The organism is Paraburkholderia dioscoreae (assembly GCF_902459535.1).
GTDB classification, from domain to species: domain Bacteria; phylum Pseudomonadota; class Gammaproteobacteria; order Burkholderiales; family Burkholderiaceae; genus Paraburkholderia; species Paraburkholderia dioscoreae.
This window is the reverse complement of sequence record NZ_LR699554.1, coordinates 1,071,318-1,084,751: the sequence shown is the minus strand read 5'-3', so window position 1 is coordinate 1,084,751 and position 13,434 is coordinate 1,071,318. Positions and strand designations below refer to the sequence as shown.

Sequence of the window (13,434 nt, the reverse complement as noted above, 5' to 3'; positions counted from 1 at the left end):
GCGCTACAAACGATGGCCGTTTGCTTCGTCGAACAGAGAGACATGTGTGCCGTCGAACGAGAACGCCACGGTGTCCCCCACCGCCAACGGCGTTTTCGTCTGGTCGATCGACGCGACCTGCTCTCCATGATAGTCGAGCCAGATAACGCGGTGGTTGCCCATTGGCTCCACCAGCGAAACTTTTGCGCGCCCGCTCGCGCCCTCGCCCACCCGCACGTCTTCAGCCCGCACGCCGAGCACGCACGGCGACGCATTGGCCGGCGTGGTCCTGAACGGGTAATTCGACACGTCGAGCTGCCAATGTCCTGCGCAGAAATGCAGCGCGCCGTCGCGCGCTTCGAGCGTGCCCTTGAGCAGGTTCATCGCGGGCGTGCCCAGAAAGGTTGCGACGAACAGGTTGTCGGGGCGCGCGTAGACTTCGGCGGGCGTGCCGAACTGCTGGATCACGCCGCCGCGCATCACCGCCATGCGGGTGGCGAGCGTCATTGCCTCGACCTGATCGTGCGTGACGTAAATCATCGTCGCGCCCAGACGTTGATGCAGTTGCTTGAGTTCGCGGCGCAGTTCGGTGCGCAATTTGGCGTCGAGGTTCGACAGCGGTTCGTCGAACAGGAACACGTCGGCTTCGCGCACGATCGCCCGGCCGATCGCCACCCGCTGCCGTTGACCACCCGAAAGTTGCGCCGGTTTGCGCTTGAGCAGCGGCCCGAGTTGCAACATTTCGGAGGCCCGCGCCACGCGCCGCGCAATCTCCGCTTTCGGTGTGCCGTTGATGCGCAGCGCGAACGACAGATTGCGCTCCACGCTCATGGTCGGATAGAGCGCATAGGACTGGAACACCAGCGCAATGCGCCGGTCTTTCGGGTCGGCCCAGGTCATGTCTTCACCGGCGATCTCGATGCTGCCGCCGGTTACGTCGATCAATCCGGCAATGCTGTGCAGCAAGGTGGATTTGCCGCAGCCCGAAGGTCCGAGCAGCACGACGAATTCACCTGCCCGCACGTCGAGGTCGAGGTTTTCGATCACCGTGTTCGCGCCCAGCCGGATGGTCAGATTGCGCACGGCGACGTTGGCCGGATTCGCGAGGGCCGCTGCGTGTGCCGCGGCGGGACTGTTCGCCATGTCTGCCACGTCCGCTGCGTCTGCAGCGCTTGCGACCGGAGTTGCCATCACGTTTACCGGATTAGCCACGTTTGCCATTGCCCTATCCCTTGACGGCGCCAGATGCAATACCGCGCACGAACCAGCGGCCCGAAACGAAGTAGACCGCGAGCGGCACCATCGAAGTCAGAATGGTCGCCGCCATGTTGACGTTATAGAGGCGTTCGCCGGTCGTCGTATTGATGATGTTGTTCAGTTGCACTGTCATCGGCAGGTTCCTGGTGCCGGCGAACACGAGGCCGAGAATGAAGTCGTTCCAGATGCCCGTCACCTGCATGATGACCGCCACCACGATGATCGGTGTGGACATGGGCAGCATCAGTTGCAGAAAGATACGCCAGAAGCCGCCGCCGTCGATGCGCGCCGCCTTGAACAGTTCCTGCGGAACCGACACGTAGTAGTTGCGAAACAGCAGCGTCATGACCGGCATGCCGAAGATGGTGTGGATCACCACGATACCCGGCAACGAACTGAACAGATGCACGCTCGCCAGCATGCGCACGAGCGGATAAACCATCACCTGCACGGGGATGAACGCGCCCATCAGCAGCACGCCGAACAGCAGGCCGGCGCCGCGTGGCCGCCAGAACGACAGCGCATAGCCGTTCACCGCGCCGATCGCGATCGACAGGATCGTGCTTGGCACGACAATGCGCACCGAGTTCCAGAAACCGACCTGAATGCCGTTGCAATCGAGCCCGGTGCAGGCGGACTGCCACGCGGTGCTCCACGCGCTGAGCGTGAAATGCGTGGGGAATGCCAGCAGATTGCCCAAACGGATCTCGCTCATCGGTTTGACCGAGGTGACGAGCATCACATACAGCGGCAGCAGGAAGAACAGCGCCGCCGTCAGCAGAAATGCGTAGATGCCGAGACGCGCCGGAGTGAACGACGCGCGGCGCGGCGCGCCGCCCTTGAGCGGTGGACTGAGCGTATTCATCACACCTCCCGGCGACTCGCCGCACGGCTGCGGGCATAGAAGAACGGTGCGAGGATCGCCAGCACCGTGGCCAGCAACACGATCGACGCCGCCGACGCGAGCCCGATATTGGCGCGGCCGAACAGATAGTCCATGATGAACTTCGCCGGCACTTCGCTCGCCGTGCCGGGGCCGCCTTGCGTCATCGCGACCACGGCGTCGTAGAGCTTCACGACCATCACGAACAGCAGCACGAAGGCGGTGGAGATCGACGGTCCGAGCATCGGCACGACGATGCTCACGTAGACCCGCCAGCGCGGAATGCCGTCGATACGCGCGGCCTTCCACAGTTCGTCGTCGATACCGCGCAGGCCCGCGAGCAATAACGCCATCACCAGACCCGAAGCCTGCCATACCGTCGCGATCACGATCGTATAGATCACCCAGTCCTGATCGACGATCCAGTCGAAGCGCGCGTGCGCAAAACCGAGCTTGTGCAGCACGGCCTGCGCGCCCAGTTCCGGGTTCAGGATCCACTGCCACACGAGCCCCGTCGCCACGAACGACATCGCGTACGGATAGAGAAACACCGTGCGCAATGCGCCTTCCGCGACCACGCGCTGATCGATGAAAATCGCCAGCAGCAGACCGATCACCATGCACGCCACGATGAAGCACACGCCGTAGATCACGATGTTCTGCAGCGACAGCAGCCACCGGTCGTTATTGAAAAGCCGCGCGTATTGCGTGAAGCCCGCGAAATCGCCGGAAGGAAACGTGCGCGAATTGCTGAGCGACACGCGCGCGGTCCACAGCATCGTGCCGAAATAGGCGAACACGACTGTCAGGACCATCGGCAGCAGCGCCAGCCACACCGCGAACGGAAAGCGCTTTTTGAGCGGCTTTTTCAGCCTTGCTCTCCTTGCCTTCGATCCGGTGGCCGGCAGCTTGAGCGCGTGCATGGGGCGCACCTAGCTCTTCAACGCACTGGCAAACGCCTTCTGCGCGTCGTCGACCGACTGGTTCTTGTTCCAGAAGTTGGTGATGACGTCGATCAACGCGCCCTGCGTGTCAGGCGAGAGCAGCATTTCCGGATTCGGCAACTGACGCGACTTGTCTTTCATGATCGCAATGCCCTCCTTCGCGCAGATGTCGAGACTGCTGGCGTCCACGTCGGGACGAATCGGAATCGAGCCTTTCTTCGCGCTGAATGCGACTTGCGCGGCCGGCGAGGTCATTACCGTGGCAAGCAGATTCTGCGCCTTGATCGTGGTGGGGTTGTCCGTTTTCGGGAACACGAACACGTCGCCCGCGACCAGATACGGCGAATGCGGACCGAAACCCGGGAAGCAGCCAAAATCTTTACCCGCACTCTGGTTGGCCGCCGAGAATTCGCCCTTGGCCCAGTCGCCCATGATCTGCACGCCCGCTTTGCCGGAGATCACGAGCGCGGTGGCGTCGTTCCAGTTACGGCCAGGCGAGCCGGCATCGACGAAATCGTGCAGACGTTTGAACGACGCCAGCACTTTCTTGAACGCATCCGACTTCACCGCATTCATGTCGTGATCGCGATACACCTTCAGATACAGATCGGCACCGCCCACGTCCGCCAGCACCGCGTCGAACGTGATTTTCTCCTGCCAGGGCTGGCCGCCGAGCGCGAGCGGAATCACGCCCGCGGCTTTGAGCTTGCCGAGATCGGCGATGAATTCGTCGTAGCTCTTCGGCTCGGCGGTGATACCCGCTTTCTGGAACACCGGCTTCGAGTAGAAGAACCAGGCCGGCATGTGGATGTCGACGGGCGCCGCGTAGTAATGCCCCTTCACCTTGATGCTGTCGAGAATCGACTGCGGGAACACGGCGTTCCAGTTCTCTTTCGCCGCGACCTCGTCGACGTTGTTCAGCAAGCCCTGATCGATCAGATCGTGAAATTGCTTGGACGTATTGAACTGCGCGGCCGTGGGCGGATCGCCGCCGACGATCCGGTTGATCGCCGTGGAGCGCGCCTGATCCGCGCCCGCCACCGCGTTGTCGACCCACTGGCCGCCGGCCTTGTTATACGCATCGGCGAACTGGCGAATCGCGGCCGACTCGCCGCCCGAGGTCCACCAGTGAATCACGTTGGCCTTCAAAGGCTCCGCATGCGCGACGACGCCGTACAACGCCAGTGCCGCAACTATGCCTCGCAAGACCATTTTTCTACGATTCATTTTGTCTCCCATCCCATGCAAAGCATATCGATAGTTGCACCAGGCCCAGCATCCTTGTCTCAACCCGACATCCCAACCATCCTCCTCTGCTACTCCCTTCGTGCCTTGCGCTCCTTCAGGAATTTCGACACCAATTCGGCACTGTGTTTAACCGTGCGTTTCTGAGTCGCGTAATCCACGTGCACGACACCAAAGCGCCGCTCGTACCCGAACGCCCACTCGAAGTTATCCATCAGCGACCAGAGAAAATAACCGCGAATCTCCACGCCTGCCTTGATCGCTTCATCGACCGCGGCAAGATGGCGCTTCAGAAACGAAATGCGTTGAATGTCATCCACCCGGCCGTCGATCACCTTGTCATCCGAAGCCATACCGTTTTCGGTGATGTAGATCGGTGGCAGATTCCGGTACGTGGCCTTGAAGCCGATCAGCAGATCGCGCAAGCCGTCCGGATACACTTCCCAACCCATCTGCGTGCGCTCCACGCCTTCGAGCGGCACTTCCCTGAAACCATGCGCACCGTCGCTCGCGACATTGGTGCGGAAATAGTAGTTCATGCCGAGAAAGTCCAGCGGCGCGGCAATGGTTTGCATATCGCCGCCCAGCACCAGCGGCTCGGTGCCGGGCCACAGGTCGAACAGATCCTGCGGGTAGCGGCCTTCGAGCAGCGGATCGAGAATCCATGCGTTGTGCTGCACCTCGAACAGATGCGCCGCGCGCCGATCGGCGGCGCTCTCGCTGTTGGCCGTGCCGCGTCCAATGTTGGCGACGATGCCCTTCTGCGAAGCCGGATCGTTGGCGCGCAGCACCGGCATGGCGAGACCGTGCGCCAGCAGCAAATGATGCATGGCCTGCGTGGCATAGCGCGCGTCGGCAAGCCCAGGCGCGTGATGGCCGTTGCCGTAGCCGAGATACGCCGAGCACCAGGGTTCGTTCAGCGTCATCCACCCGTCCACGCTGCCGGCCAGTTCGCGACTCATGAGGTCGGCGTAATCGGCGAAACGGTATGCGGTATCGCGGTTGAGCCAGCCGCCGCGATCTTCCAGATGCTGCGGCAAGTCCCAGTGATACAGCGTGACGAAGGTCGCGATGCCCTTCTCCTTGAGCCGTGCCAGCAGGCGCTTGTAGAACTCGAGCCCTTTGCGGTTCGGCACGCCGGCCGTATCCATCACGCGCGGCCAGGCAATGGAGAGCCGGTAGCCTTCGAGACCGAGCCCGGCCAGCATGTCGACGTCCGCTTCCCAGCGATGATAGTGATCACAGGCCACGGCACCGCTGTCGCCGGCCAGCACCTTGCCGGGTATTGCCGAGAAGGTGTCCCAGATGGACGGCAGACGGCCGTCTTCGTTCACCGCGCCTTCGATCTGATACGAAGCCGTGGCCGCGCCGAGCAGAAAGTTCTTGCGCCACAACGACGAGTCCGCGGACGGCGTGAAAGGATCGGCGAACGATTGGGAATGGGGAGAGAGAGCGTCGGATACAGCGGATGCGTCGTTTGCCACGGATTCTCCTGGGTGGTTGAACCGGGTACGGCGAAAGTCCTGCACAGCCCGATCTGAGGCTGAAGTGGAAGCGCTTCCACAACGACCAGCGAACGATAGCAGCGGCGGCTTCAACGCAGCAATCAGGGTTTGTCTGGAGCGGCGCTGGCACGCGCGGCGTCACGATGCGCCGCGCATGGTGGGCCTCTTGCGGGCCTCTTGCGGGCGGCACTGCCAACGCGCCGGAAGCGCACCGGGCGCGATGTCATGCGCCCGGCGTGATGAAGCTCAAGGCCTGGTGGTGGCGGTCAGGTTGAACTCGCCGCTGTCGTAGGCATCGCAATATGCTTTCCAGTCTGCCGCCACCTGGGCCTCGCATTGCATCGCGATGTCGACCAACGGCAACTGCCAGTCGCGGCGATTGCCGAACGCGATCAACTCATCGGCGATCGACGATTTCTGCCGGCCGCCGCTGCGCAGATGCGCCCACGCGCTCAACCCGGCCATGTTGTTGACCACCTCTTCGAGACGCGGCAGCTTGCCGTCCCAGTCGCTCAACGCCACGCGGTCTTCCGAAGGCTGCAGACTGCGCAACACATAGGATCGCTGATTGAATTCGACAGCATGCAGGAATGCCTGCGAGACCGCCTGATTACGCCGCTGAATTTCCACCACGCGCTGCGCTTCCGTCTGCCAGGCCGGTTGCGGCGTACTCAGGTGCGGTGTGACGGACGAAGGCAGCGCTTCTTTCAGATCGATCAGATAGTTGCCGTCCGGCGAGCCTTTACCCTCGACGAGAATCACATAGCGGTCCACGCCGAGACTCCCCGTGCCGGCAATCCGCCGCGCGACGTCGAGAATACGGAAGAAGTCGGGATTGGGCTCGCCCGCGGCGAACTTCAGCATGAATTGGGTGACCGCGGCACGCTGGGTGTCGCCGACCGCCAGCGCTTTCTTGCCGTCCACTTTCAGCGTGCGGGTCTTGCCTTTGAGCGTGGTGCGCCGGTCCAGATGTGCAACCCGTGTGCGGCTGGCGAGTGCGACGAACAGATCGCGGACCATACCCGTCGCGGTTTCCTCCTCGATCCAGCGCGATTTGCCGTCCGCGAGCGCGGCGCCATACGCTTCCAGAGCGGTGTGGCACAACGCCAGCGCCTGCGCGCGGCTCAGCTTGAGATCGCTCGCGCCGACCAGCACACTCGTCAGCAGACGCACCAGTTCGTAGAGATTCGGCGCGAGGCAGGCTTCGTCGAAATCGTTGTTATCGAAGTAGATCAGGCGATTATCGGCCTTGTAGCTGCCGAAATTTTCCAGATGCATGTCGCCGCAGATCCATACCGGCGGCGCGTCGTCGAGCGTCTTGTCGCGCGGCAGGCGTTCGTAAAACAGGTGGCAGGTGCCGCGCAAAAACACGAACGGCGAAGTGCGCATGGCCTTGTATTTCATCGCAAGCCGCTCGGGATCGCGCCCTGCGTTGAAACTGGCGATGGTCCTGGCGACATCGAACATGAGTTTCCCCTGAATATGCGGCTGAGTGCGGCTCGACCATCGTTCAATGCGAACGCATGGAATCCGCCAGCGCGTGCAGATTGAGCGGCTTCACGCGAATCACGCCGCCGCGTGGGCTGTCTATGTCGGCAATCAGCGTGAACGATAACGACACCACCAGCGGTACGATCAGCAGCAATCCCGCTCCCGCTTTCAATGCGCGCGCGCCGTAGCCGACCAGCAGATTGGCGCCCATTGCGATCAACGCCATGAGCGCCCAGGCCGCGTACGGAATGCGATTCCACCACGCTGCCTGGGTATAGCCCTGCGTATTGAGCACATCGTTCATTCCTGAAACGGCGAGCGCGACGACCGGCGTGGGCTGCGCGGCGGCCGCCTGTCTCACAGTAGACCACATTGCGCCCTGCAGGCGCTCGGTCTCGGCGTTGACCTTCGCCAGTTCCTGCGCGTCGCGCGTGGTATAGAACAGCACGCGCTCATCGAGGTAGTTTTTCAGCAGGCCGCGCACCGCCGCCGCGTCTGCCGCCGGCAACAGGTCCGCGCGAACGTATTCGGTGCCGATCGCGTTCGCCTCTTCTTCCTCGTAATTCTTGCGCTGGTCGTAACGCCCCACCGCCATCGAAAAAGTGAAACCGATGATCAACGCAAGCAACGTCAGCGTAGCGGCCTGAATCACGCTGAAGTCCTCGCGGGCCTCGTCCTCGATTTTTCTGAAACGCCGCAGAAGCGCGGCGCCGAGACGGGCAGACATCCACATCAGTACAAAGGACACGATGAACACGAGCGCCGGGTAGTCGAGGATATTTTGCATGGCGAGCGTTTTTCTCAGAGCGGGTGGGCGGGAAGCGCTTTCTGACAAGGCATCGACGTGTAAGACTGCTACATGATAAGCGCCGCAGCCGAGGCGTGGACAGGGGCGCGGCGCCTGTTCGCGAGCATGGCCGAAAGACGCCGAACGAGCGAACCCATTCACCCGGCGCAACGCGGTGCTAAGCCGTTTCCCGCGCGCCGAACTTCTTGCGATACGCGGCCGGACTCGTCAACGCAATGCGCCGGAAATGCCGCCGCAACGATTCCTCGGAACCGAATCCCGCCAGTTCCGCGACGCGCGCCATCGGCAGCAGCGCCTGCGCTTCGAGCAGTTCGCGCGCAATGGCCACACGCTCGCGCACGAGCCACTCATAAGGCGCCAAGCCGGTGGCGTCGTGAAACTGCCGCTGCAATGTGCGTGGACTCATCGCCGCGCGCTCGGCGAGCGAACGCAAGGTGTGCGGCAAGGCAGGATGACCGCGCACCCAGTCCATCAGTCTGGACAGACGCCCGCTTTCGTCCTGCGGCATGGGGCGCGGCACGAACTGCGCCTGCCCGCCCTCGCGATGCGGCGGCACCACGAGCCGCTGCGCGACCCGGTTCGCGACCGCGCTGCCGTGATCGCGCCTCACCAGATGCAACAGCATGTCGAGCCCCGCCGCCGAACCCGCCGACGTGATGATCCGCCCTTCGTCGACATAGAGCGCGTCCGGCTGCACGCTCAATTGCGGATAGCGCTGCTGCAATTTGTCGGCGTAGCGCCAATGTGTGGTGACGGTCTTGCCGTCGAGCACCCCCGCAGCCGCGAGAACAAATACGCCGGAGCAGATCGAACAGAGGCGCGCGCCGCGCTCGTAAGCCGCGCGAATCTTCTTCAGCAGCGGTTTGGGTGGCACTTCGTCGGCGTCGCGCCAGCCGGGAATGACGATCGTGTCGGCGCGCTCCAGCAACCTGAGCGTGTAAGGCGCGGCGAGGGTCACGCCTCCCGCCGCGCGAATCGGGCCCGGTTCGCTTGCGCAGACCGCGAAGCGATACCAGTCCACGCCGAGTTCGGGACGATCGAGCGCGAATAGCTCGGTCACACAGCCGAATTCGAAGGTGCAGAGCCGGTCGTAAGCAAGCGCAACGACGAGATGATTGTGCATGGCGTGATGTTACCGGAGATTGATGATTCCGCCACCTACCCCGCCTGCAGCATAACGCCACAACGAAAAGCTCCTGATATCCATGCGCAATACAGGTGAGAGAAATGCGAAAGACCGCGAAAGGATCTGTCGTCGCGCCGTGTTTCGCATTGACTGATTCAACCTGCCTCACCTGGCCGCGTCATAGATCATTTTTTTTCGTTGCCGGTAGCTAGCTGGAAACCCTCGTCGAGCCAGCCGGTAACGCCGCCGATCATTACCTTGACCGGGCGGCCTAATTGGGCAAGTTTGATTGCGGCACGCGTCGCGCCGTTACAGTGAGGGCCCGCGCAGTAAGTGACGAAGAGCGTATCGGGCGAATACCCGGCAAGCTTCGACGCCACGATCTTGCCGTGCAGAAGGTTCACTGCGCCCGGCACGTGGCCGCGTGCGAAAAGTGCGGGACTACGCACGTCGAGCAATACGAAGTCGACGGAAAGCGGATCGGCACTTTCGAGTGCGGCTTGCACATCGGCGCAATCGGTTTCGAACGACAACAGGGTACTGAAGTGAGCGAGTGCGGCAGCGCTGTCGGCGGGTGGAACGGTCGAGACCGGGGACATGTGAATCTCCTTCTGCGTGTAGGGTTGCAACGCATTGTCCGGGTCTCATGCACGATCAGCTAGCGGCGTGAATGACATATTCCGGTAAGATCACGCCACGTCGAACAGCCGCGCTCGAGGTTGTTGCGGCTGGGCGTTCGCCGACATTGAACGTCTAGCTGCCCTCACCGGCCGTTCGTGGCCGGCGGATCAATCATGAGGTGCCTCGATGCTGACCGATCGCAAACAACACAGAATCACCAGGCGTACCGAAGGCCCAGATCGCCCTGCACGCCCTGACGCCGCCCCCTCCGTCCGAGCCGCCCACCGCGAACTTGGTAGCCCGCCTGGGCATAGAAGCTCAGACACAGGCTCATCTTCGCCGTGACACCGGCCGCGAATTCCAGCCGCGTAGCTTCTTCTTCCAATGGCACCTCATCCGCGCTGAACATCGTCGATGACCTGGATCTGCGGTTCCAGCACAAAACCCGGTCCGAGCGGCAACGGTACGGGGTAACCGGCTTCCACCGACGTGACGAAACCATTGCCCGTGGTCGGCAACCGGGCGGATTGCGTGGTCGCCTCGCCCTGATAGGACGTGCCCTGAAACGCTGCGTCGACGTACCAGCCGGTCGGGCCGTAGTGTGTCCAGTACGCGCCGCCGGAATACGCATCGAGATTCAGTTTGCCGGTGCGAGTCAGGACGTAGGCCGTTGCCGCCGCATTGGTGACAAGACCGTCTACGTCAAGGTTACTGTTGCCATGAGCGAAATAGACCCCGGCAATGTCGCGATGCCCGGCGAGAAAGCTGCCGTCATCGGCCTCACGCAAGAGCCAGTCTGACTCATACATATTTGTCGATGACTGGCGTTTGCGCAAAGATTAAATCGGTGACCGCCCAAATTTTTCACATGGCCGGAAAGACACTCATCGAATACATGGCATTGATATTGCTCTTCCAGAACACCTTTCAGATCAGGAACGAGAGAACCGCCGTCAATGTTTGTCTATCGCACGACGCCGTCAAGGCTGCACGATCGCGATATCGTAAGGCCGCGCGCCGACCCCGAACGGGCTACCAGGAATATCGGTCAACGCACCGGTGGTCTGATTGATCTGCTTGATACCCACGGTGATGTGGATGAAATTTGCCTCGAACAGCAACGTGCCTGTTGGATCGAGCGTGACAAAGACAGCACCGCCGCCGCCAACCGTATCGATATCGCCGGCAATCTGCGTCAGTGCACCCGAGGTGGCGTCAACGCTATAGCTTAAAACAGCGCCGTCCTGGCCGGTCGCCACGAAGGCAAGCGTGCCTGAGGCATTGAAGGCGGTGTTCATCGATGCGCCATCCTGATACGCGTAGCCCATCGCAAACGGACTTCCAGCGATGGCGGTCAGGACTCCCGTCGATTGATCGATGCTGAAGCCTGTCACGTTGCCTTGAGCATTGGTGGCGTACACGTGAGTCCCTGACGGATCGGTCGTGATGCCCATAGGCTGATTCCCGCCATTGGAAAACGGGCTGCCGGCCACCGGTGTCAAAGCGCCCGTGCTTGCGTCGATGCTATAGACAGAAATCGCCGTTCCGTTCTGATCCGCCACGAAAGCGAAGGTACCGGCCGGATTGATCGCCACCTTGGTCGGTACCGAGTCTGTTGCGAATGGGCTGCCGGGCACTGGGGTCAGCGCGCCCGTGCTACGGTTGATGCTAAAAACCGAAACCGTATTGCTGTTTGCATTGGGAATAAAGACCAGTGTGCCGGCCGGGTTCACGGTGACGGAATTCGGGGTGGCGCCAACCGGATAAGGACTGCCCGGAAGTTGCGTCAATGCGCCTGTGCTGTGATTGATGCCATACACCGACAGGGTGTTCGCACTCTCACTCGGAACGAAAGCATAGGTGCCGCTAGCGTCCACAGTGATCCAGCGGTCCTGCGCGCCGGCTGCAAAGGGGCTGCCCGGAATGGTCGACTGTGCCCCTGTGACGGTGTCGATCGTGTAGCCCAGGATTTGCCCGTTGTTATAGTCGGGCACATACATATAGATTGGCCGGCTCGTTACCACGCATTGGACCGCAACGTTGCTCACGTTAGCCGTGACACCGCCGGCGCTACCATTCGTGACAGTGCATGTCTGATTGGTCGGTTGGGTGCCGACCGTCACGTTGTAGTTCCCGCCATACGCCACAGGCGTGGCAAAGGAGAAACTGCCGTTGCTGGCGATGGTGGTCGAGTCAGCGCCGTTGTTCTGCAGCACGAGCGTACCGCTGAGATCCGTCACGCTGCCGCTGATGGTGTAAGTTTCGATGGCGCAAACGACGTTCACATTAGTGACGTTGGCGGACACACCGCTGGCGCTGCCATTCGAAACCGTACACGTCTGCCCGCTGGGCTGCGTCGCGACGCTGACGTTGTAGCTGCCGTTGTAGGCGATTCGCCCGGCGAAGGTGACGTTGCCATTGCTGCTGACGGTGGTGGCATCGCCGCCGTTGTTCTGGAGCACGACCTGCGCCCCGCCCGCCAGACCAGAAACGTTGGCGCCCACGGTGTAGCTGTTGGCCGAGCAACTCACAACCACATTGGTTATGTTGGCTGTGGCGGCCACGCCGGTGCCCTGACCCACGCTGCAGGTCTGGCCGGCAGGCTGACTGCCCACGCTGACCGTGTAGGCGCTCGCGATCGGCGTCGAGAATCTGAAGGCGCCGTTGGCCGGCACGACCAACGCATTGGCTCCATTGAGCAGCAACGTCATCGGGCCGCCCGATAGCCCGGAGACCTGACCGCCCACCGTGAAGCTAACGTTGGAGGTTACCGTCGAACCGCCTGAACCGGTCGAGCCCGTGGTCGGGGTAGTCGGCAACGAAACACGAACCGATAGCCCTGCGCCCGACGCTGGCGCAATCTGCACGCTCGCGGAGGTCGGCGCCGTTAAGGGATAGGCGTCGAAGAAGGCATCGATGCCTTGACCATCGGCGGCGAATGACGTGGCTCCTGCCGAGAATCCACTCGTCTGCACACCGTAAGTGTTCTGCAGAAGCAGCAGCAAGGATGCCGTCAGCACGTCCGACCGCGCCCGCTGGTATTGCGCGCTCGTCACTTTGGACAGCAAGGCCAGCGCTTGCGCCGCGGTAGCCGGGGCCGGGGTGCTTGTCACCATGCCGGCGGAGGCGTAGGCAATCAGGGTCGTCAGCGGATCGATATTGACGACGCCGTTGATCACGGGCGTTCCCTGCACAGGAACGGCAACGGCCATCAGCGAAACACCGGAGGGTATGGTGTATCCCTCGACCGAGAAGGCGGCTGCGCCTGCTGCGCAACGGCTCGTATCCATCGTATAGGAACCGTTGCTCGACGTCGTCGCTTGCGCGCACAGTCGACCTGTCGAATCTACTGCCTGAACGGTCCGACTGACAACCGGACGGCCGTAGGCCGCAGTACCTGTGACGCGATAGGTTGCCGCTGGAGTTGTTGCAGGCTTCGCTGTGTTCGAATCGACCGAGCCGCTGCATGCAGCAAGCACACCGCTGACGAAGATGACGATCAGGAAACCGAAGAAACTACGGGAAAGTGGTGGATGACCTTGCATGTTCATTGTTTTCTACTTATGTCGGCGTCG

General features: G+C 62.0%; 11 protein-coding genes. All 11 read right to left on the bottom strand.

The annotated features are described in order from the left end of the window. Nucleotides 1–3 precede the first annotated feature (3 nt). Nucleotides 4–1,200 (bottom strand): ABC transporter ATP-binding protein, encoded by a 1,197-nt coding sequence (locus PDMSB3_RS25055; protein WP_165188092.1) that lies wholly within the window; start codon nt 1,198–1,200, stop codon nt 4–6. A 4-nt stretch (nt 1,201–1,204) separates the two neighbouring features. Then, complete coding sequence (locus tag PDMSB3_RS25050; protein WP_165188090.1) at nt 1,205–2,101, bottom strand: carbohydrate ABC transporter permease; 897 nt, start codon at nt 2,099–2,101, stop codon at nt 1,205–1,207. Beyond that, nucleotides 2,101–3,042 carry a carbohydrate ABC transporter permease gene (locus PDMSB3_RS25045; RefSeq protein WP_007176711.1) on the bottom strand — a complete coding sequence of 314 codons (942 nt, stop codon included), beginning with the start codon at nt 3,040–3,042 and terminating at the stop codon, nt 2,101–2,103. The genes PDMSB3_RS25050 and PDMSB3_RS25045 overlap by 1 nt, the downstream gene beginning before the upstream one ends. Before the next feature lie 9 nt (nt 3,043–3,051). Beyond that, on the bottom strand, nt 3,052–4,290 hold the full coding sequence (locus PDMSB3_RS25040) for an ABC transporter substrate-binding protein (RefSeq protein WP_165188088.1): 1,239 nt from the start codon (nt 4,288–4,290) through the stop codon (nt 3,052–3,054). Nucleotides 4,291–4,379: 89 nt separating this feature from the next. Further along, a complete protein-coding gene (locus PDMSB3_RS25035; protein WP_165188086.1) occupies nt 4,380–5,792 on the bottom strand; it encodes a GH1 family beta-glucosidase in 1,413 nt (470 codons plus the stop codon). A gap of 267 nt (nt 5,793–6,059) precedes the next feature. Then, a complete protein-coding gene (locus PDMSB3_RS25030; protein WP_007176708.1) occupies nt 6,060–7,280 on the bottom strand; it encodes a DUF2252 domain-containing protein in 1,221 nt (406 codons plus the stop codon). 43 nt (nt 7,281–7,323) lie between these two features. Beyond that, a complete protein-coding gene (locus PDMSB3_RS25025; protein WP_007176707.1) occupies nt 7,324–8,091 on the bottom strand; it encodes a bestrophin-like domain in 768 nt (255 codons plus the stop codon). Nucleotides 8,092–8,269: 178 nt separating this feature from the next. Continuing rightward, nucleotides 8,270–9,235, bottom strand: a complete 966-nt coding sequence (gene ftrA, locus PDMSB3_RS25020) for a transcriptional regulator FtrA (RefSeq protein ID WP_165188084.1) — start codon at nt 9,233–9,235, stop codon at nt 8,270–8,272. A 188-nt stretch (nt 9,236–9,423) separates the two neighbouring features. Beyond that, nucleotides 9,424–9,837 carry a rhodanese-like domain-containing protein gene (locus PDMSB3_RS25015; protein WP_007176705.1) on the bottom strand — a complete coding sequence of 138 codons (414 nt, stop codon included), beginning with the start codon at nt 9,835–9,837 and terminating at the stop codon, nt 9,424–9,426. Between the two features lie 414 nt (nt 9,838–10,251). After that, nucleotides 10,252–10,668 carry an autotransporter domain-containing protein gene (locus PDMSB3_RS25010; protein WP_232064328.1) on the bottom strand — a complete coding sequence of 139 codons (417 nt, stop codon included), beginning with the start codon at nt 10,666–10,668 and terminating at the stop codon, nt 10,252–10,254. 171 nt (nt 10,669–10,839) lie between these two features. Beyond that, nucleotides 10,840–13,410, bottom strand: coding sequence for a beta-propeller fold lactonase family protein (locus PDMSB3_RS25005; RefSeq protein ID WP_165188082.1), 2,571 nt, complete (start codon nt 13,408–13,410; stop codon nt 10,840–10,842). Nucleotides 13,411–13,434 lie beyond the last annotated feature (24 nt).

Bases quoted from the DNA above. Each gene is read 5' to 3' on its own strand.
- ftrA (WP_165188084.1), bottom strand. From the start codon at position 9,235: ATGCACAATCATCTCGTCGTTGCGCTTGCTTACGACCGGCTCTGCACC.
- PDMSB3_RS25055 (WP_165188092.1), bottom strand. From the start codon at position 1,200: ATGGCAAACGTGGCTAATCCGGTAAACGTGATGGCAACTCCGGTCGCA.
- PDMSB3_RS25005 (WP_165188082.1), bottom strand. From the start codon at position 13,410: ATGAACATGCAAGGTCATCCACCACTTTCCCGTAGTTTCTTCGGTTTC.
- PDMSB3_RS25010 (WP_232064328.1), bottom strand. From the start codon at position 10,668: ATGTATGAGTCAGACTGGCTCTTGCGTGAGGCCGATGACGGCAGCTTT.
- PDMSB3_RS25050 (WP_165188090.1), bottom strand. From the start codon at position 2,101: ATGAATACGCTCAGTCCACCGCTCAAGGGCGGCGCGCCGCGCCGCGCG.
- PDMSB3_RS25015 (WP_007176705.1), bottom strand. From the start codon at position 9,837: ATGTCCCCGGTCTCGACCGTTCCACCCGCCGACAGCGCTGCCGCACTC.
- PDMSB3_RS25030 (WP_007176708.1), bottom strand. From the start codon at position 7,280: ATGTTCGATGTCGCCAGGACCATCGCCAGTTTCAACGCAGGGCGCGAT.
- PDMSB3_RS25045 (WP_007176711.1), bottom strand. From the start codon at position 3,042: ATGCACGCGCTCAAGCTGCCGGCCACCGGATCGAAGGCAAGGAGAGCA.
- PDMSB3_RS25040 (WP_165188088.1), bottom strand. From the start codon at position 4,290: ATGAATCGTAGAAAAATGGTCTTGCGAGGCATAGTTGCGGCACTGGCG.
- PDMSB3_RS25025 (WP_007176707.1), bottom strand. From the start codon at position 8,091: ATGCAAAATATCCTCGACTACCCGGCGCTCGTGTTCATCGTGTCCTTT.